Raw genomic sequence first — 19,964 nt, forward strand, 5'->3', positions numbered from 1 at the left:
ACACCCACCGGGGTGTTTCTAGAAAGACGCAGTGATCGTATAGGTTACATTCGCAGCATACGCACCAGCCTGCGACTGGGTAGAGATATTCCCGAGATAGCGCACTGCATATGTTGTTGGCGTAGAACCACTGCTTACCATTGCAACGGCATCAGGAAAGGCGGTCGTATTGAACGCATACCCTGCCCCATCATATGGAGCAGAAACGACACCCATTCCGCCCGTCGCGGTCATGCGCATACCAAACTGCTCTGTCCCTGGAATTGATGCAGTATTCACAGCACCAATAGCGGCAATGGTCGAGCTGCCCGCAGAAAGCGTATTTCCGTTTATAGAGAGCACATAGCCATTGGAGGAGTTGGTCGCTGCTGTGATCGTATGCGCCACAGCCTCAGTTGTGGAGCCGAGGCCATCTGCGGTTGCAAAGCGCTCGCCACTGGCATTAAGTGACCCAAACCCAGCGGTATTATTCGAAATACTGAACGTAAGCGACTGCGATACGGGCGGTACTTCAATCCACTGGAATGACATCATCGCAAAATCCCACTGCGCCGTCATCGCACTCGCTCCTGACGCAGAGGTGCGCAAACGCATATTCAATATCGCTCCGACTGTGTCAAGGTGATCGCCGACACTCGTCGACCAACCCGCAGCTCCACCCGAAGCAACGGTAGCCATGGAAATATTGTCTGTATATATTAGTGCGGTCGTCGCACCGGCGCCAACCGGAGACCACCCTCCAGTAACATTCGTTGACCCACCGAAATCCCTTATCCCTGCAATGACCGTACCAACCGTACCCGACATATGTCGGCTTGCGAAGAAGATGCCGGCTGCTGCCGTATTATTGGGGAGCGACGCACCGAAATCTACATTCGCTGCTACTGCATATCCTGCAGTCGTATTATTATTGCTATCGTATCCGTATGTTGCAAACGCTTGAGTATTCGACTTCGCTGCTCCAAGTAAATTCCATGTATTGCTCGTACCCGTCATGTCCAGGTCACTCGTATTAGCAACCGTACCTGCAGCATTTGAACCGAAAGTGATGTTTCCAACACCATCGGTATTTGTCGTTCCTATCATGACATACGCCATATTTAGTCGAATTGCTACAGTACTGTTCGAGAGACCGTGCCATCCAACACGAATCTCACCATTTGAAATATAGTTGCTCATGGTGATATTCGACTTTGACCATGCGTTAGTAGCAGCAGTAGTGGAGCACGCAATAGAAGTAGTAGTGAGATCCTCCCACAATGTGGTGTTGTAATTATAGATCTTCGGCCTAATCGTCGGGCCAGTTGCTGAGCAAGAGTAATTCGCGCGATAAAGGATTGTATTTGCTCCTGGATAGGTTTTTACATTTTTGTATGAAACATAAAAGTCTGAAACCGTACTTGCGGTACCAGGTACTTGGAAGTATGCAGTATCTGCGCCAGTTTGTCCGGCTCCACCCATATTCGCCATCGAGTAGTCCCCCGTGATTGTTCCTCCAGAAATCTGAGTTGCACTCGAACCAGAATACACTGGATTGACCACGACAAACGCACGAAGATAATCAATATTCACTAATGATGTGGTATTTGTTGTTGAGTAGTAGCGCACGCGGATTGTATTTGATCCGTTGATGAAGTTTGCAAGTGGAGTTGCGATTGACGTTGTTGCACTCGAGCTCCAATACCCATCATATATCTCCCAGTCGTATGCGGTTGCGGTCACTGTAGTGATTGCTGCGTCATTCAGATTCAAATTTCTCCACCCTCCTCCTGTGCATTGCGCATCTGCGGCACTATTCACTCCGACCGAAGACACCCAGTCGCATACCTGCACGAGCGTCGAAGGCGCCGTCGCATCAAGATCAAACTCTGTTTGGAGAATAATCTTATTTGCACCATTGAGACGCACATCTCCTATATCGAGATACGCGTTGTATCCTGACGCAGATGATGTAACTCCGAAATGTAAATTATCATCAGCAATGGCCCCGCGCCAATCTCCCATATTCACTCCTTCTGTCGCAGGAGCCGTGAGGCCAAGAATTGCAGGAGCAGTACCCGTCACGATACCACCGCCAGAAACACCATAGCGATACGATTCCGATGGGTGTATCGGTTGCTCTATCCACTGAATCGACATCATAGCAAAATCCCACTGTGCTGTATTCACACTCGCCGCGGACACCGAGGTACGTAAACGCATATTCATCATATTTGTTACCGAGTCCGTGAAATCTTTTGGGCTCGTCGACCATCCTGTCGCACCGCCAGAGGCAACCGTTGCGACGCTGATATTATCCGTGTACACAAGTGCGGTAGTTCCCACTGCACCAACTGCAGACCAACCTCCGGTTACACTTGTACCTGCTCCGTAATCCATAACTCCCACCTGCACCGTCCCTGCAGTGCCAGACATATGCCGAGATGCGAAAAATACACCAGTGATTGCACCACCCTCTGGTATCGTCGTATTGAAATTCACATTTGCAGCCGCAGCATAGCCTGCGGTAGTATTATTGTTTCCATCATACGCGTACGATGCAAACGCCTGAGTATTCGATTTTGCAGCACCAAGAATACTCCATGTACTTGCGGTACCGGTCATGTCGAGCGAAGCAGTATCTGATACAGAGCCTGCTGCACTCGAACCGAAGGTGACTGCTGCACCTTCTCCAGTGTTGACGGTACCGATCATGATGTATTGCATATCAAGACGCAAAGACACAGTACTATTAGAGAGCCCATACCAGCCTACGCGAATTTCACCACCAGAAATATAATCATTAATATTTATATTACTTTTCGCCCATGCATTTGTCGCATCTGCTGTTGCACATGCAATAGAGGCGGTCGTGAGATCCTCCCAAAGCTCAGTTGCAAAGTTATAAATCTTTGGACGTCGTGTTGGACCCGTCGCTGAACAGGAATACTCCGCACGCACGAGAATCGTATTTGCTCCGGTATACGTCTTTACATTCTTGTACGATAGATAGAAATCCGAAACGCTTCCTGCTGTTCCTGGAACTTGAAAGTATGCATTATCCGATCCCAACTGCCCCGCACCTCCGATATTCGCCATTGCATAATCTCCAACGATCGTACCGCCTGAGAGCTGCGTCGCACCGGAAGCAGAGTAAACAGGATTCACCACCGCAAATACGCGGAGATAATCAATATTCACAAGTGAAGTTGTGTTTGTTGTCGAGTAATAACGCACACGGATCGTATTTGAACCGTTCACAAAATTAGTGAGGGGCGTATTAATTGAACTCGTTGCGCTTGCACCCCAGTATCCATTATAGACCTGCCAATCATATGCAGTTCCCGTGGTCGGTGCTATTGTCGCGTCATTTAAATTTAAATTTCTCCACCCTCCCCCAGTACACTGCGCGTCCGCCGCACCATTGACGCCAACTGAAGAAACCCAGTCACAAACCTGGACAAGCGTTGCAGGAGCAGTAGCATCGAGATCTAACTCAGTCTCGAAGATCAATTTATTCGCACCATTGAGCACAACATTACCCAGATCAAGATATGCATTATAACCACTTGCGGTAGAAGAAAAACCCCAATGCAAGTTATCATCCGCAACAGTACCCTTCCAATCACCCATATTTACACCCTCAGCAGTAGGGGCGGTAAGACCGAGAATAGGTGCTGCAGTACCCGTCACTAGCCCACCACCCGAGGGATCAAACTGATATGATGCACGAGCGATTTTCGTGGTCTTTGGGAATACGCCAGCTCTAGAAAAGAGCGGGATATAACCTGTAGCAAAAAGGACGCTCGCCACGATGAGTATGACTGCGAGACTTTTCTTGCCCGATATGATTATATGTTCATAAAGTCTTCCCATGATCTACTTCTATGGAAGCATACCTTCCATATCTTCAAAGATCGGAGTAGTCGCTCCATTCTCTAAGATAAATTTTTTCAAGCCGCTCGATTCATCACGAAATTCCACTGCGACCGATCCATCCTCATTCGGAGACGATGACTCAAATGAGTTGCTCGAAATATTATATTTCCATAATGCACCATCCTTCCCAAGCCAAAATATGTTCCCAAAATCGAAGAATATCTTCGAATCAGCACTCACCTGCTTGCGATCCGCAATAAATGACCAACGCTTCTCAGTATTACTATGTAGCCATAGCTCTACAATACGACTTTCATCGAACGCTGCAGTGGTCGTAGTTGCCTCGGCGAGCACCACAACATCTGAACTTGATGCAGAGGTAGTCGCAAAATTATAGATTGGAAGATCATTCAAAATCGGCCTACTCACAAGAACTGCGACTCCATCACTGTATGCTACCTCACGAAGATAGGTATCCCCTCGTAAGAGACTAGGTGCGGGATGAGGATCATCCCCAACCCTTTCGTACTCTACAGCGAGCCAGACTGCATCGAGGTAGATAATTGGCATCACCGCATCAAGCGTTGGTACACTCCGCACACCGATTTTGAGGTTTGACACATCTTCCCAGCCAACGATTTCATCAACAGGAATCTCAAATTCCTTGGTATCAAATTCATCATCCGCAACATAACCAAGGCTCTTCCAATTCATGTCATCAAAAGAATAGATGGCCTCAACAAGACCGTATGGTGTAGTCGATGCGATACTGGTACTAGTACTTGCACCAGAACTTGTTGCGAACCAAGATGCGTCTACAGTAGTCGTTGCAGGAGGTGGAATTTCTAAAGATGAAGTCGCAAGTGTTCCCGTTGCTTCTGTCTGTGTAACAGCAGGCTCCACAACGGCAACTGTATTACTTGCACTAAATACTTCCTCTGCAAATGCAGAATGTATGAAATAATTAATAAGAGATAACGGCTCCGAAGTAGCAGGAGCAGGTGGAGAAACAGGAGGAGGCGCATCTGTCGGAGATGACGACGATTCAGGTTCACTTGGGGTAATAGGCACAGCTGAAGCTTCAACTGTAGTAGGAGGAGTACTTGAAGCAGTAGAGTCACTCTCTGGAGGCGCTGAAGCGTCTACTACCTCACTCACTGTCGTCGAAGCTGCAATCTCTTGTGTACTTACTGGAGTCGTTGAAGAGGAAACATCCTGAGTACTCGTTGAAGTGATAGCGGTACTCGAAGCAACTGTAGACGTCGAGCCTTGTTCAATCAACTCACTTGCACTCACCCCGTCACTGCGTGGCGCAGATACAGTAGATTCAGGAGGAGTTATGCTTGTAGTGTCCGGAATACCACTCGCTGCTTCTTCAATTCGTGCTTCCTCTATCGCTCGAGCCTCGGATGGATATGTTGCCGCCCAAGAGAACTTGGCAAACACACGCTTTGGCGCAGTATTCACACTCACCTCGCCATGAAAATCCCCACAACTGATCTGTGACTGCTGCCCATTGCGAAGAATCGCAGAATTTTGTTCGTTAAATTGTGCAACCTGAGGCCCAAGTACGTCAGGAGAACCTGTTGCATACTCAGCATGCTCCCAGCCACCTTCACAATGAGAGGCATATAGGTTATATGTATCAGCATGCGCAGAATTAGGGTGCCGAAAAACAGACACGCCAATAATAGAGAGGATTAATATTACCGAAAGAAAGGTTCTCAAGGAAACCCGTTGCATATTTCGATTATAGCAAGTTTGTTGCAAATGTGACAGAACTACACTATCAAAATCTATCAAAAAAGTAGCCCAGTTTGGCTACTTTTCCACGCTCGAATCATTTTTCTTTGGTGGCCCCCACTGCCAACGCGGCCTTTCTCCTTTCTTGTATGCAATAACAAGCAGAAGAACGGTCAGTACCAAAATCGGTAATGCAAATGTTAGGACATTTGTGCCAGAATCGGGATTCCCTGGGATATCTTTTTCACTAAGCGATACTATTCCTAGTACGAGCACAAGATAAAGAGCAATAACGCTCCACCCCTGCCAGCGGACTGGAGTCCAACCCCAGCCATAGAGTTTTGCCTTAAACCAATAATTATTTGGATTATCATGGAGATAATCTGAATGTGCTTTGAAATACTCCTTCAGGTTCATATATAAATAGTATACACCCAATAAAAAATGAGGCGATGCCTCATTTCTTTATGCAAATCCTGGAAAGAAATCAACAATGATGCGCTTTGCGATGACACCCATCTGCTTGAGTGTCTGTTCAAATACATTCACCATTCCGTGTGGACCTGAAATATAATACGTTCGATCTTTATAGTCGGGAACATACTTCGTGATCATTGCGGCATCACAAGGTCCACACTCGGCCCATGCATTACCCTCAGCTGCACCTGGATCGGTGAGTACGATGACCACACGGATGCCAAGTTTATACTTCGCCTCCTCAAGAACATCTTTATATGCGACTTCATCTGCAACCTTGTTCAGGTAGAAGACAACGATATCGCGCTGTTCATTCATATCAACGAGATACTTGAGCATGCTGCGGAACGGTGTGATGCCGATACCCCCCGCGATGAAGACGAGTTTCTCACTCTTGTCTTTAGGGAGCACGAAGTCTCCAGCCACCTGAGATGCAGTCATCATGTCTCCTTCTTTCATAAGCAGTAATGCTTTCTTGTATGTACTTCCCGACTCGAAACTCTTGATACCCAAGAGGAAATCTTTTTCTGTCGGCGAAGATGCGATTGTGAAATAGCGACGACTCCCACGCGTATCACTCCCCTCATGTGGGAGCGTCCACTCCATATACTGGCCTGGCACAAACTTCGGAGTCACATCAGGACTGAATATAAGTTCAAATGTATGCTGCGCGAGTTCCTTCGTCGCCTTGAGTGAAAGCATCACACGATCACGCGCAGTAATACTGAATGCGAAGATATTTCCCAGCACGAGCGCGAGTTCTGGTGTTCCATAGATACCGAAGAGGTGCGCTGCGGGAACTGCGAGACTTCCAACAAGGGCACCATAGAACACGCGCGGTATCTTCCTCGTCGGCGCAGTAAGCGGCTCAGTGAGCATAACAAAACCAAGAAAGAAAATGGGTGAGCGCAATATAACATTCACAAATGTCGTAAGGATATTCCCCCCACTGATGACAATGTGAAGAATAGAGAAAAATGTAAATGCACCGAAAAAGGCATAGAGCATATCCGCTCTACGCAATTTACGAACGATCAAGAGACCTCCAAAAAATACAAACGGAAAAAGCATGGGTGTTCCAGCGACCCACCAATCAGTAATATGACCTGCCGCAAACGACATGATGACTGCAGCAATCGCCACGGGATTGAACACATGCTGCTTTCGATAAGCGAAAATATACTTTGAGGCCATCGCAATCACTGCAGACCAAAAATACATCCCGAACATCACTCCTGGTGACCCTGGAGTAATAAGTAATGTCAAAATCAACGCAGTGATATAGACGGACTCGACATTCGTCGGTGCACTGAATACTCTTGAAAAGATTGCATTCGTGAGCCATGACACCGCAGTGATGAATGCAGCCTCCGCTAGTAGATAGATGGGGTTATAATCGATTACCTTGAATATACTAAGGAGCAACGCGACAGCGAAAAGCCCGAGAAGATAATAGAGCACAACCCGATACATCGTGAATCGGTTGAGCACAGTATCGATATATTTCATTAAAAAATTCATTAGATTATGTATTTAGCAAATCCAGTAGTCATCATCGCCATTCCATTACTACCGACGAGATATCCTTCGACACCATCGATATATTCGAGAAAATATATCCCCTCCTCACCCATGGCATAGCATGCGGTCGCAAGACGATCAGCCTCATAAACATTCGGACCAATGACCGTAAGGCCGACGATTTTTTCTATCTTGTCCGTCCAGTTCTTTGGATTATAGATATGATTACCTCGCTGATAGATTCCCGATGTTGCGATACCCTTATCGGTGATTGCAACTCGTTTAATAATCTCGGCAAGATTGAATGGGTTCTGTATTCCAATCACCCAATCAGTACCGTCCCCATTATGACCCGATACTTCCATGTCTCCCGCAATCTCAACGCAGTAATTCTTATATCCCCGCTTCTTGAGTATCTGGGCGCCACGGTGCACCGCGAGACCCTTCACAAGACCCGATGGATTATAAGTTCCATCGGGCTGCTTGATATCGAAAAATCCATCAGTCTCTTCTTTGGTCTTCGCGCAAAGCGCAAAGACCTCGATCATCTCACTTGTCGCATCTTTCAATTTCAGCTCCCCCCTATTAATCGCTGAGAGTTGACTTGTTGGTTTGAAATAACTGAACGTATCATCAATATGTTTGAAATAATCAAAGACCGCTTCAATGTCTTTAACATCTGCGTTTGCATCAACTATTTCAACAATGCAAGGCATCGTCATGTAGGTACGTTCGAATTTCATATGTTAGGCTTTTGCCTGAGCGAGTGCTGATGCAAGAGAATCCACGAAGCCCCCACTCGTCGCTGACGCACCAGAAACTCGGTCGACTTGTGCATCTTGCGCAACAATCGCTTCTTGCGTAAGGATAGGTCGGGCGCGTGCGCTCTTGCCTGCTGATGTCGGATTATCATTTGGATAACTGAGCCATACGACATCGACAAGTTTCCCATTCTTCACGACTGCGCGCACTTGTACAAGTCCATAATAGACGTCAGCAATGTCTCCATCATAAGACCCATCTCTAAACTTCCCAGCAATCGCAGGTGTGGGGGTCGGAGTTGCGGGAACCGGAGCGGGTTTTGGTGTCTTCCCTTCGGGAGCGACCGTGGATTTCGGTGCGGTTACCGGTACCTGCGCAACGGGGGTTGGCTGCACAAAATCTCCTACGCTTACGGGCTTCCCGGGCTCCATATCATCCGCATTCGGAACGAGCACCGTATCAATAGGTGGTAATACAGAATTTGATTGCCTTTCGTATAATGCAAACCCTGCGAAAGAAAGAATCGTGAATATTGAAAGTAGGTATTTTTTCATGAAAACAAAAGGGTATTAATTTAATCATCATCCTCCCACTCATCATCGTCATCATCACGTGAAATATTTGCTCGCTGCGGTAATAGCTTCGGCACATATTTCGTCGTCGTTGACTGAATGGTTGTCGGTGCAGGAGTTTCGGGCGTTTGAGAAATACCAGTTGGACTTTGCACATTTAATATTGTGCCTTTTTGGCCTTTCTCCGCAGGAAGTATATCAGCATGCTCACCCTGAGCGCTTCCCGATAAAGGTAATGCTCCGTAGAGAATGGAAAGGGATGAGTTTTGCTTAAGATTATCACTCAATGTCTTTGCGACAGATCGAGCATCCTTAAAATCACTTGTGTTATTCAGCGCAAGAATTGCAGCATTTACCTTACTAATCTCACTTTCAAAAGCAGACTTCGTAAACTCTTGCGTCTTACCATCGAGCTTTCCCAGACTTTTCAGTTGTTCAATTTCGCGCAGGCGCTCAAGTGCATGGCTAACGTATACGGCACTTTCTGCTTTTGGACCGAATGCAAGTGCTTCCTCGACGGGTTCAGTTACGGAAGTTTTCACACTATAAAGAGCGTCTCCTGGAAGCGCGCTTTTCGATGCATATCCGACACCACCAGTAAGCGCGAGAATGATAAGTACAATGATTGGCATATTATAGAAAGATGACCCAAAATAGGTCTACCTTATTATACTATGACAAATAGATGAAGAATTTGTGACATTACTAAATGGATAGATTGCAAATTTTTAATTTTCTCCCTATATATACTGCTCTCTAAGAAATTGACATTCATTGCAATCGTGTTACAGTTTTTCAGCTCCCTACCTCCCCTTACTCCAACAACTCTCAAAAAGTAGCGTCTATGCGGGCGTCATCACTCTTGTCATCGTTGTTATCTTCGCTGCCCTGAGCTACTCCATCGGCCAGTGCAACCACTCGTAGAAATAGTATCCGTGTCGCTTCCGTCATCATCTCCTGTTTTTCGGCGTGCTCGAAGTTCAAGATGGTTTCGCTTTCGGTATTTTCCTCAGCACCTTCAAGCGGAAGGCGGCACGAACAAAACGACCCCTCATGGGGTCGTTTTTCTAAAGTTACTATTGCGGCTGCGCACAATGACTACAGCGCTTCGCTCCGAGAGGAATCTCACTCAGACACTCAGTACACTTCTTTGTCGTCGGGTCTGCAGGTGCATCTTTACGCGTACGCATGATGAGATGATTCATCGGCCTTACCACGAAGAAAAATACCGCAGAAGCGACCAAGAGGAATGAAACGAGCGCATTCAGAAAGTGCCCAACTGCAAATTTGCTTCCATTGATCGTGAACGCGAGCCCAGAAAAGTCAGGCACCTTTGCGATGGCCGCAATGAGCGGCGTCAGAATATCAGCGACCAGTGCAGTCACTATCGTACCAAATGCAGCACCAACTACGACACCAACTGCAAGATCGACAACGTTCCCGCGAAGGAGAAACTGTTTGAATTCTTTAAGCATATGGTTATAGAGTATTCCCCCTTATATCCTTTTGCAAGTGTGCAGCATGCTCGTCCCACGGAATGAACTTCAACGATACCGAGTTCACACAGTGACGCACATTCTTCGGAGTCATCTGCTCATTGATAAATACATGTCCGAGATGTGCTCCACATTTTGCACAAACGATTTCCGTGCGCTCGCCATCAGGGTCAGGATTATGAATCACTGCACCTGGTATTTCCGCATCGAATGCAGGCCAACCACATCCCGCTTCGAATTTATCTTCGGAACGATAAAGTGGTGTCTCGCACTGACGACAAACATATGTGCCACCTTCAAAGAATTTGTCATATTTTCCTGTAAACGGAGACTCCGTCCCCTTCTCGATGATCACATGACGCTCTTCTGGTGTGAGCGGATTGAGTTTCATTTCCATATTTAGAGATAACTTTCAAAGCGAATAAAATGACAAGTGTAACCATCAGGATTCTTCTGCAAATAATCCTGGTGGTAGTCTTCAGCGACGTAGAACTTCGTGAATGGTTCAAGAGTCGTCACGACGGGATCCTTCCATCGACCTGACTTATTTACAAGCATAATGAAATCTTCTGCTTCCTTCTTCTCTGCATCATCCGCATAGAATATAGCCGAGCGATATGATGTCCCCACATCACCTCCCTGCCGATTCAGTGTTGTTGGGTCGTGAATCTGAAAGAAGAAATCGAGTAGCTGTTTATACGAGGTCTTTGTATCATCATAGGAAATACGCACCGCCTCAGCATGGCCTGTATGCTTCTCATAGGTCGGATCGATCTCGGAGCCACCAGTATAACCAACCTCAGTACCCACAACACCCTCACGCTTGCGAATAAGTTCTTCCATGCCCCAAAAGCATCCTCCCGAAAATACAGCTTGCTTTATCATATATAAAGTATAGCATTGGAAATGGTCTAATAACAAAAAAGATGAGGAATAACAACACCTTTCCTATTGCGTATTTCAATATTGCGTGTTATAGTATCCCCCGAACAACAAGATAACCTTGTTTGCTCTTTCCCCAATAAGGAGTCCCTAGTGGAAAACAAAGTTCGCGCCCTCGAACTCGCAAAAAAGATGGATTTCCAGCGTATTCAAAAATTCGCAGAAAACCAGCAGACCCCATGCCTCATCATCGATCTCAAGCGCATCAATGAAGCCTACGACCGGCTCGTGAGCTCCATGCCCGGCACTCGGATCTTCTACGCCATCAAGGCGTGCCCGATGGACGAAGTGATCACCACGATTTACGGGCGCGGCTCGAACTTCGATGTCGCCTCTCGGCCCGAGATCGAGCAACTGCTCCGTCTCGGCATCCCCGGCAGCCGAATCAGCTACGGCAATCCGATCAAGACGCGTGAGGAAATCACGTTTGCCTTCGAGAGCGGCGTCAAGCTTTACACCTGCGACTCCTACGAGGACCTCATGGATATGGCCGAGTGTGCTCCTGGCGCGCTCATCAACTTCCGGATCCTCCTCGATGGCGAAGGTGCCGACTGGCCCCTCTCACGTAAGTTCGGTTGCCACCCCGGCATGGCCTTCCGCCTCGCGATCAAAGCGAGGGAGCTCGGCCTCGTGCCGTACGGCATTGCATTCCATGTCGGCTCACAGCAACGCGATATCGGCCAGTGGGATACGGCGCTCACTCAAGTGAAAAGCCTGTTTGACGCGCTCGCGAAGGAGCAGGACATCCACCTCAAGTGCATCAACATCGGTGGCGGATTCCCTGCCCAGTACCTGAAGCCCACGCACTCGCAAGAGAAGTATGGCTCGTCCGTCATGGACTACCTGCGCGATGACTTCAACATCGAAGACCTCGACATCATCGTCGAGCCTGGCCGCTCGCTCGCAGGCGATGCGGGTGTCATCTGCACCAAAGTCAAACGCGTCAGCAAGAAGTCCGTCAACGACGACGTCCGCTGGCTCTTCCTCGACATCGGCCGCTTCGGTGGACTCGCAGAGACGGAGGGCGAAGCTATTCGCTACCCGATTCACTATCCCGACTACGCACACGAAAGTGGTGAAGACTGGGATGATGTGATTATCGCAGGCCCGACCTGCGATTCCGCGGACATCATGTACCAGAAGGAGCTCTACGCAGCGCCTGCCGGCCTCAAGCAAGGAGACTTCGTCTACCTGCTCTCAACCGGCGCGTACACCTCAAGCTACAGTGCGGTGTGCTTTAACGGCTTTCCGCCACTTACCACTAAGGTCCTCGCGGACTAATAGAATAAAATCCCCGCAGCTTCGGCTGCGGGTTTTCTTTTTTGTGCAAAGTAAAATGGGGTCAGACCCCATTTTATAATATGATGAACCAGAAGAGTATGGCAGCGACGATGCGATACACGCCGAATGAAATAAACGTATGCTTCTGTATATAACTGAGCAAGAACTTAATGCTGAAATATGCGACAACAAATGAGGTAACGAAGCCGATGGCGAGTGTACCGAATTGATTCGACGAGAAGGCTGATGCATTTTTAAGGAGATCGAGCCCTGTTGCGGCAAGCATCGTCGGCACTGCGAGGAGGAATGAAAATTCGACTATCGTTGTGCGCTTGAGCCCGAGTAGGAGTCCACCCACAACAGTGGCAGCCGAACGAGATACTCCTGGTACAATCGCGAGCGTCTGGAAGAGTCCTATAGAAAATGCTTGCTTATACGAAATCGATTCGATATCCACAGTCGCACCTTCCGGCTCTTTATGCCAAAGTTCAAAAGCGATGAGTGCGATACCGCCAATAAGGAGGGCAGCGAGTACAACATAATGATTGCCAAGCAAATATCCTTTGATGACCTTGTAGAGTGTCAGGCCAATGATACCTGTCGGAATGAAGGCCACGACAAGCTTCTTAATGACAGCAATATTCCAGAGCTTATGCCAGTAGATTGCGACGACGGACAAGATTGCTCCGAGCTGAATGATGATATCGAAACTCTTTTGGAATTCGGTCGCAGGAATCTTAAGCAGCTCCCCCGCGAGGAGCAGATGCCCTGTAGAAGAGATTGGTAAGAATTCAGTGATACCCTCGACGATTCCAAGTATGAGTGCATGCAATGTAACCATATTCTGCATTGTAGCATGCACCCAAAAAGAATAAAAATTCCAGAGCATCGGCCCTCAAAAACATGAACTTCTGATATAATTGTGCAATATGAATAATCTGCTTATATATTTCATTACAGGAGGTCTTTTTACGACACTCATTATTGCTCTTGAGGAAAGTGGCTCGCGCACACTCTCTGGCTTCATGGCTTTAATTCCTGTATTCACCCTTGTCTCATACATCTTTATAGGACCATCACAGGGTGGTTTTGCAGTCAGTCAACATGCAAAATTTGTGCTCTTTGGCACTTTTGCAGCGTGGGTGCCCTATATGATCGCAGTTATATATCTTGCGCCAAAACTAGGAGCACTAAAAGCAACCGTAGTGGGAATGTTGTTATTCTTTGTTCTCGCAGGTATTTACATCTATTTTATTAATCGATTTGGATTCTTTCAATAAAAAACGGGACTGAACCCCGTTTTTATTTATAGCTATACCACAACAATCTCCATCTCACATTGCACTACATACCAACTGGCGCATCATGGAGCTTGTGATAGCTCACATACGATGCGACGAGGAGTCCGAGGAAAATAAGTGGGAAGAATGCACCGAAGCCGAGACCATCGACCACTGCAATACTGACCGATGCGGAGATGAAGTCGATACCGAATCCCGCATATGCCCATTCCTTCACCCTCCCCGGAACCTGCGGAATGATGAGTGCGAGCGTGCCCAGCACCTTAAAGACGCCGATAAGCGTCACGAAGTAAACCGGATAGCCAAGATGTGTTACGCCATCAATCGCCATCTGCGTTTGCGAAGTGAGTGCGGTCATCACCCCCTCGAAGAGGAAGATAATACTTGTAGTGGTCCAGAATATAATTTTGAATTTTTTCATACTATCAAATTATAGCAGATAAAAAGCCCCCGAGTGGGGGCTTTTTCTATCGATCAGGACGGTCGAGATTGTCGAGGCGGATTGCTTCGAGGAGGATGAACAATGCGTTACGTGTACGCAGTGAGTGCCCACCACCTTCATAGCTGCGGAAGCGGAGCGAGGGTGAGACCTCTTCTTCATCACCCGTGATGGAGATGACCATATCTGCATTCGGAAGAAAGTGCACATGGAGTTCCCCCTGCCCTGTGCCACCGTGTTCATCATGCAGGCGATGCACAGTGCGCTCACCGCTGAGTTCGAGCATGCCGAATTCCGAGTCGAGCAGTGCCCTGATGGTGTCTGGGATCTTACTGAGAGGAATTGTTTTCCGTGCCCGCATGGGTGCTCCTCATGAATGATCTGGGGTGATACTACAGGAAATGAGCAAGCAAGCAAGTACTATATTTTTTATAGTATACTTAAACCATGCGCCTTCTCCTTTCTTCCCTCATCATCTCCCTTGTCGGGGTCTTTGTGATCGATTACTTTTCCCACCTCATATTCTCTGACCCCATGGAGACCCTCGGGTACTTCTGGGTGAAAGCTGGAGCATTCTTCTTGTTCTCGCTCGCATTCCTCAAATACATAAATCTCTCCACGCATGAGCTACACAAGGTGATGATTGGTGGCATAGTGATTGCCTCCCTCTGGGGCATGTATTACAACGTCTTCCCTCTACTCTTTGAATATTATCCTTATGGCATCGCACTGAATGGCCTTTCTTTCCTTGGGATGGGAATCTTTGGTACTGGCGTCGCCTTTGGTATTGTGCACACTCTCGCTTTCACTCTCGGATACTATACAAATCGTAGTATAATATCTTTATTACCCCTAACATAACATTTTCCATGAATACAAAAAATATCACCTGGATTGTCGTCATACTCATCGTTGTCGTGCTTGGACTCTATTGGTATATGCCTTCATCAAGCACCTACCAAAGCGGGGCGCCAGCAGAGAACAATACTCCAACTGACAACGAACCAGCCACCATCAACAGCACTGAGGTCAGCATCGTCGATTACAAGTTCGAGCCAAGCCCACTCACCATTAAGGCAGGAACAAAAGTTACTTGGACAAACAATGATACCGTACCTCATACAGTAACTTCGGACGCAGGAACTGTACTCAACTCCCCCCGCCTTGCGCCAGGAGAAAAGTTTAGCTATACCTTTTCTGCAGCTGGTAGCTATGACTACCACTGCACCGTCCATCCGATGATGAAAGGAGGAGTTGTTGTGCAATAAAAATCCCCCGCTTCGCAACGCGAAGCGGGGTTTTATTATTTGAGCATCTTGAGCGCATTCATAAGATAGGTGCTCGCCATCCCCCAGTCGATAGGGTCGAGCGCATTCCCGCTCGGGCGGAGCCTTCCTTGCGCGTCGATGGAAAGATCAGGGAATTCTTCGATGAGTGGCTGAACGAGGTCCATTGTGTCGGGACCAAGCCCGCCCGCAGCACCGATACCGAGCTCAGGGAATGCATCGCGGATCGCACGTGCATACGGAAGGAGTCCTTTGGCATCCATACCGAGACCCTTCCCCATGCTCTTATCCAAGAGGACGCGATGGATGATGCCTTCGTAGCACCCGAGACGTTCCACGACTTTGCGTGGATCGTTGTCACACACCTCAATGGCATTCTTCCCGACCTGGAGAATGATCTCCGGTTGCATGGCGGCGACTTGCGCCGCGCGGAAGATCTGGCGCGGGGTCGGCCAGATCATGTCGAGCTGAACCGCACTCAGGCGATTACCGCCGAAGCACATTGCGAGGGCGAGATGCTGATAGAAGTCATCGCTGTGGTCGTAGTCCGCGTAGTGCAGACAATTGTACGAATCGAGCGACCGGAAGATCTCCACGACCTGCTCCCTGTGCGGAAAGGCCTTGCTCCACTTGGTCTCGATGTCGTTCAGCGTCTTGTAGCTCATCATCACGCCAACATGGAGTTGGCGCCCTGAGCCTTCCTGCTTGCTTCCTGCGAAGACCGCTTCCATGGCCTCGACTTGTGCGAAGTTCATGAAATCGGTAATACCAATATAGGGACGCAGTGCACTCATGGGACACTCCTTTCGTGTCTACATCTTATCGCATACTACCCGAAAATATCAGGCATGCAAGAAAAAGCCCACATGGGCTTTTCATTACATCGGGAGTGGCTTGATGATACTTGCACGATTGCCTTCAGTATCAGTGAAAGAAACGTAGGTGCCTGTACCAGGAATGTCAACGGGATGACCGATGATCTTCCCTCCCGCCATCTCGATGTTCTTCATCGCTTCAGCAATATCATCAACCGCAATGACCACCGAAGGGAATGGATTGTCGCCGGTCTTCTGATACAGCCCACCATTGATCATGCCGGGCTTCTTTGGCATCTTCGTCACCTCATCCCGTTCACCCGTTTCGACGACGACATAATTCCCCATCTCTGGACCCAAAATGTTTGGCTTCCATCCGAAGGTCTTCGAATAAAACTCAACCATGCGCCCCTGATCTTCATAGGGCATTTCAAAATGCACGACTGGATTCATATAAGTGATGATTAGTGATATATGAAATTATAGCATCAAAAAAGAGTAACTTAAGCTACTCATTTTTGATACTAAAAGGTCAACAAATAATCAACCAATTTGGGCACCCAGAATTTCTGAGTGAGGAGCAACGCAATACCTATGACGATAAGTATAAGGAGGATAATTCGGAGGCGCTTTATTACAGGACTCGCATTGTCTTCCATACATTCGATACATGTTTTGAGCATACACAAATTATACCACTTACCCGAACACTGAATTTGCGAGCAATGCATCAATAGCCTCCGTCGCCTGTCGCATACGTTCATCATGCGTGCCGCACACGACGATATACTTGCGATTCGATTCCTTGAGTGCCTCTTCGAACCACTGATGCATCTCGTGACGAATATGCTCTCCATCACGGGTACCATCCTGCACAAAAGGAATCTCATCTCCCGTAAGTATATAGAGGTCAGCGACGCGCTTATCTGCCACTCGAACAACTTCAGGAGAGAGCTCCCCCATATAGCGCTTATGCCAAATACTTGTCGCGAAGGCATCGGTATCACAGATGAGCACCTCGCGCGCATGACGTGCCTGTTCCACTTCACGGCGCTCTTGCTCAGAAGCGATATGAATGAATTCATTCGTACTCCACTGATGCGTTGCGAGGTCTGGCTTCTTATCACAATAGCTACGTCCGTACTCGGGCACCCATGCAGTCTGATAGTGCCCTGCGAGTGCCTCGGCGAGGGTGGTCGTCCCTGTCGACTCCGCACCGAGTACCACGACGCGCTTTGCGAAATATGCACGCACTGGCGGTGCCAAGAGATCCCAGCTCGCAAAGACATCTGCACGCACACGCGTCCCAGAGATAGGCACATGGTCACGCTGTTTATTGACCAGGAAATGCTGCGAACCCATCGCGCGTGCATAGGGCTCACCGTAGTCCTCTGAGGTAAAAACGATATCTGGAGCCTTCCCCAAGACACGCAAAGTGTACTTCGCCCAGCCTGCGGTATCATCATCGCTGAGTGTGTCCGGCACGAGGCGTACCTCAACATCAGGATAGAGCTCCTTGATCCAATCGGCGCGCACGTTGCCGAGCACTTCCTGGTCAGCCTTCTCACACACCCACACAATCAATTTGTCACAACGTGCGCGTGCCACATCGAGAAGATACATATGCCCCAAATGAAATGGGTAGAATTTTCCAATGACAAATCCAGTAATCATATTATTCCTTTTGCGCAGCGCGCTTTATTTTTAGCCATGTAAAGAGGCCATGGGTCGCGATTGCAAGGAAGAGTACATAGAGCAGTGCTACAAGATGTACGCCCTTTACCCAGTAGAGCCAAATACCGATGATGTCCACGAAGATCCAAAGATACCAATTCTCGATTTGCTTGCGCACCATGAAGATCGTTGCGACAAGACTGAGCACTGTTGTGAATGCATCGAGCATCGCATACGACGCAGCTTCAGGGAAATATGCAGGATACCAAAGATGGAGATGCGTTGTGAGGTAGGTAAGAACAACGGTGCCTCCGGTAATAATCGCGCCCCACATGAGATATGCACTTCTCTTGAGTGTGTTGACCGGAAGTTCCACTCCATCCCTCCTCCCTTTCGTCCAAACGTACCATCCCCAGAATCCGGTAACGAAATAGTAGAACTGTTCAAGTAAGTCCGAGTACAAGCGGATTTGCCAGTAGAGCGCAGCAAAGAGCACTACTCCAATAATACCGATTGGCCAATTAAGAATTTTATTCTTTGCAACAAGCCACACGCACCAGATATTAAAGAGTGTACCGAAAAACTCTACGTAGCTCATCGGGTAACCCAGCACAGTGAAAAAGATGTGATTGATATCGAGGAATGAATACATATATGTGTAATTATGTAGTGCCAATAAAGCGTGCATATGACTTCGAGCAGACCCCACCCCATTGCCTGCTTCGCGTCATATATAGTGTATATATCACACTATATATAATTATGCAAGCCTATGTTTTTCATGCTTTCTTAGGGGTCAGCAAAAAAGGTTACCCATACCATGCTATAATCGATAAATGCAACGTACTAAGGGTTTTACACTCATCGAACTACTTGTGGTCATCGCAATCATCGCGCTACTTTCGAGCGTCGCCCTTGCCACCCTTACCTCTGTACGAGTAAAAGCGCGCGACTCCAAACGTGTCGAAGAAGCCCGCCAGATTGTGCATGCGATGTCGCTTTTTGCATCTGAGGCTGGGAGTGGTCTTCCTCCCCAAGCTACAGCGAATTATTCCAATGCATCATCTTCTTCTCCTTACTGCGGAAGCAATAACACAGCGTGCTGGACGGACCTCTACGCACAGCTATCACCCTACTTCCCAAGAATGCCGAAAGACTCCGCAAACAGCTACCCTTACGTGTACTACTATAGGCCATTAGGATACAATTCATGCAATGCGGACAAGCTCCCTGTCGTCGTCTTCATTACTGAGTCCAACGAGTACCCTTCACTCAACAACTTCTCCTTCAATACAGGCACAGCAACAGTGACCGCATATTGCCTTATTGTTCCATAAATAAAAAAACTTCAAGTGGTGCTTGAAGTTTTTTATTTTAAACCGTGTGCCAAGAAACACTGCTTATATTGCTGATCCATACCCATCACATGCCCTATGAGCCAGTTCTCAAGAAAATCCACAAGATCATATGCGAAAACGCGCGGATTACCCCTATCCCCCTCCTGGAACTCTCTCGCTTTCTGATTGAAGACTTCATGTGCTGCCTCGTGTGCAGCAGTACCCTCGTAATTGAATAAATGAAAATACTTTTCCTCAGTGGCGAAGTGTAATGTTTTAAAAGCAAGCAAATCTTCCGTGATGCGAATGATGTCCTCCTCCTTTGTATCAAGAGAATCAATTACCCCAATCAATTCATTGATAATACCAAAGAGATGCTTGTGCTGCTCATCGATCTCCTCGGTAATGCTATATTTGTCGTCCCAGATGAGTATGGCATTTTTTGTAGCGTTCATATATA

The 19,964-nt window shown here is 47.8% G+C and carries 23 protein-coding genes; 5 read left to right on the forward strand and 18 right to left on the reverse strand.

Translation table 11 applies throughout. The features are described from left to right. Positions 1 to 18: 18 nt before the first annotated feature. From VJ579_02780 to msrA, 10 genes are all read right to left on the reverse strand, one after another. Positions 19 to 3,855, reverse strand: coding sequence for a hypothetical protein (locus tag VJ579_02780; protein ID HXK37966.1), 3,837 nt, complete (start codon positions 3,853 to 3,855; stop codon positions 19 to 21). 9 nt (positions 3,856 to 3,864) lie between these two features. Next, a complete protein-coding gene (locus VJ579_02785) occupies positions 3,865 to 5,601 on the reverse strand; it encodes a hypothetical protein (protein HXK37967.1) in 1,737 nt (578 codons plus the stop codon). A 78-nt stretch (positions 5,602 to 5,679) separates the two neighbouring features. Then, positions 5,680 to 6,018, reverse strand: coding sequence for a hypothetical protein (locus VJ579_02790; protein HXK37968.1), 339 nt, complete (start codon positions 6,016 to 6,018; stop codon positions 5,680 to 5,682). 48 nt (positions 6,019 to 6,066) lie between these two features. Next, positions 6,067 to 7,587, reverse strand: coding sequence for an oxidoreductase (locus VJ579_02795; GenBank protein ID HXK37969.1), 1,521 nt, complete (start codon positions 7,585 to 7,587; stop codon positions 6,067 to 6,069). An 11-nt stretch (positions 7,588 to 7,598) separates the two neighbouring features. Beyond that, positions 7,599 to 8,342, reverse strand: a complete 744-nt coding sequence (locus VJ579_02800) for an FAD:protein FMN transferase (protein HXK37970.1) — start codon at positions 8,340 to 8,342, stop codon at positions 7,599 to 7,601. Positions 8,343 to 8,345: 3 nt separating this feature from the next. Then, entirely contained in the window at positions 8,346 to 8,915 is a 570-nt protein-coding gene (locus VJ579_02805) for an FMN-binding protein (GenBank protein ID HXK37971.1), read from the reverse strand. A gap of 20 nt (positions 8,916 to 8,935) precedes the next feature. Then, positions 8,936 to 9,565 (reverse strand): DUF5667 domain-containing protein, encoded by a 630-nt coding sequence (locus VJ579_02810; GenBank protein HXK37972.1) that lies wholly within the window; start codon positions 9,563 to 9,565, stop codon positions 8,936 to 8,938. Between the two features lie 444 nt (positions 9,566 to 10,009). Further along, complete coding sequence (mscL, locus tag VJ579_02815) at positions 10,010 to 10,408, reverse strand: large conductance mechanosensitive channel protein MscL (protein ID HXK37973.1); 399 nt, start codon at positions 10,406 to 10,408, stop codon at positions 10,010 to 10,012. 4 nt (positions 10,409 to 10,412) lie between these two features. Next, positions 10,413 to 10,826, reverse strand: a complete 414-nt coding sequence (locus VJ579_02820; GenBank protein ID HXK37974.1) for a methionine-R-sulfoxide reductase — start codon at positions 10,824 to 10,826, stop codon at positions 10,413 to 10,415. A gap of 2 nt (positions 10,827 to 10,828) precedes the next feature. Further along, positions 10,829 to 11,314, reverse strand: a complete 486-nt coding sequence (gene msrA / locus VJ579_02825) for a peptide-methionine (S)-S-oxide reductase MsrA (protein ID HXK37975.1) — start codon at positions 11,312 to 11,314, stop codon at positions 10,829 to 10,831. Between the two features lie 189 nt (positions 11,315 to 11,503). Here msrA and VJ579_02830 point away from each other — a divergent pair, with 189 nt between their 5' ends. Beyond that, positions 11,504 to 12,652: a type III PLP-dependent enzyme gene (locus VJ579_02830; GenBank protein HXK37976.1), complete on the forward strand. Its 1,149-nt coding sequence runs from the start codon at positions 11,504 to 11,506 to the stop codon at positions 12,650 to 12,652. A 73-nt stretch (positions 12,653 to 12,725) separates the two neighbouring features. On the opposite strand, the gene VJ579_02835 is transcribed toward VJ579_02830, so the two are convergent. Then, on the reverse strand, positions 12,726 to 13,493 hold the full coding sequence (locus VJ579_02835; protein HXK37977.1) for an undecaprenyl-diphosphate phosphatase: 768 nt from the start codon (positions 13,491 to 13,493) through the stop codon (positions 12,726 to 12,728). 88 nt (positions 13,494 to 13,581) lie between these two features. Between VJ579_02835 and VJ579_02840 the strand changes: the two genes are divergently transcribed. Continuing rightward, positions 13,582 to 13,932 (forward strand): hypothetical protein, encoded by a 351-nt coding sequence (locus tag VJ579_02840; GenBank protein ID HXK37978.1) that lies wholly within the window; start codon positions 13,582 to 13,584, stop codon positions 13,930 to 13,932. Between the two features lie 64 nt (positions 13,933 to 13,996). On the opposite strand, the gene VJ579_02845 is transcribed toward VJ579_02840, so the two are convergent. Together VJ579_02845 and VJ579_02850 are read right to left on the reverse strand one after the other, a co-directional pair. Next, positions 13,997 to 14,374 (reverse strand): DoxX family protein, encoded by a 378-nt coding sequence (locus VJ579_02845; GenBank protein HXK37979.1) that lies wholly within the window; start codon positions 14,372 to 14,374, stop codon positions 13,997 to 13,999. 46 nt (positions 14,375 to 14,420) lie between these two features. Beyond that, positions 14,421 to 14,753: a hypothetical protein gene (locus tag VJ579_02850; GenBank protein HXK37980.1), complete on the reverse strand. Its 333-nt coding sequence runs from the start codon at positions 14,751 to 14,753 to the stop codon at positions 14,421 to 14,423. 86 nt (positions 14,754 to 14,839) lie between these two features. Between VJ579_02850 and VJ579_02855 the strand changes: the two genes are divergently transcribed. Beyond that, positions 14,840 to 15,253, forward strand: a complete 414-nt coding sequence (locus tag VJ579_02855; protein HXK37981.1) for a hypothetical protein — start codon at positions 14,840 to 14,842, stop codon at positions 15,251 to 15,253. An 8-nt stretch (positions 15,254 to 15,261) separates the two neighbouring features. Continuing rightward, positions 15,262 to 15,660 carry a cupredoxin family copper-binding protein gene (locus tag VJ579_02860; protein ID HXK37982.1) on the forward strand — a complete coding sequence of 133 codons (399 nt, stop codon included), beginning with the start codon at positions 15,262 to 15,264 and terminating at the stop codon, positions 15,658 to 15,660. A 35-nt stretch (positions 15,661 to 15,695) separates the two neighbouring features. Here VJ579_02860 and VJ579_02865 read toward each other — a convergent pair whose 3' ends face one another. The 4 genes from VJ579_02865 to pnuC form a co-directional block, all read right to left on the reverse strand. Further along, positions 15,696 to 16,472 carry a hypothetical protein gene (locus tag VJ579_02865; GenBank protein HXK37983.1) on the reverse strand — a complete coding sequence of 259 codons (777 nt, stop codon included), beginning with the start codon at positions 16,470 to 16,472 and terminating at the stop codon, positions 15,696 to 15,698. Positions 16,473 to 16,556: 84 nt separating this feature from the next. After that, positions 16,557 to 16,946, reverse strand: a complete 390-nt coding sequence (locus VJ579_02870) for a VOC family protein (GenBank protein HXK37984.1) — start codon at positions 16,944 to 16,946, stop codon at positions 16,557 to 16,559. 246 nt (positions 16,947 to 17,192) lie between these two features. Beyond that, positions 17,193 to 18,167 (reverse strand): AAA family ATPase, encoded by a 975-nt coding sequence (locus VJ579_02875; GenBank protein HXK37985.1) that lies wholly within the window; start codon positions 18,165 to 18,167, stop codon positions 17,193 to 17,195. Between the two features lies 1 nt (position 18,168). Beyond that, positions 18,169 to 18,819 (reverse strand): nicotinamide riboside transporter PnuC, encoded by a 651-nt coding sequence (pnuC, locus tag VJ579_02880; protein ID HXK37986.1) that lies wholly within the window; start codon positions 18,817 to 18,819, stop codon positions 18,169 to 18,171. A gap of 184 nt (positions 18,820 to 19,003) precedes the next feature. Here pnuC and VJ579_02885 point away from each other — a divergent pair, with 184 nt between their 5' ends. Next, the gene (locus VJ579_02885; GenBank protein HXK37987.1) at positions 19,004 to 19,504 is read left to right on the forward strand and encodes a type II secretion system protein; all 501 of its coding nucleotides are present in this window, start codon (positions 19,004 to 19,006) and stop codon (positions 19,502 to 19,504) included. A 32-nt stretch (positions 19,505 to 19,536) separates the two neighbouring features. Here the strand turns inward: VJ579_02885 and VJ579_02890 are convergent, their stop codons facing one another. Then, the gene (locus VJ579_02890; protein HXK37988.1) at positions 19,537 to 19,959 is read right to left on the reverse strand and encodes a bacteriohemerythrin; all 423 of its coding nucleotides are present in this window, start codon (positions 19,957 to 19,959) and stop codon (positions 19,537 to 19,539) included. Positions 19,960 to 19,964: the final 5 nt, after the last annotated feature.

The sequence above is a fragment of the Candidatus Paceibacterota bacterium genome (genome assembly GCA_035583355.1).
GTDB lineage: Bacteria > Patescibacteriota > Minisyncoccia > Phycocordibacterales > UBA6899 > JAJZQJ01.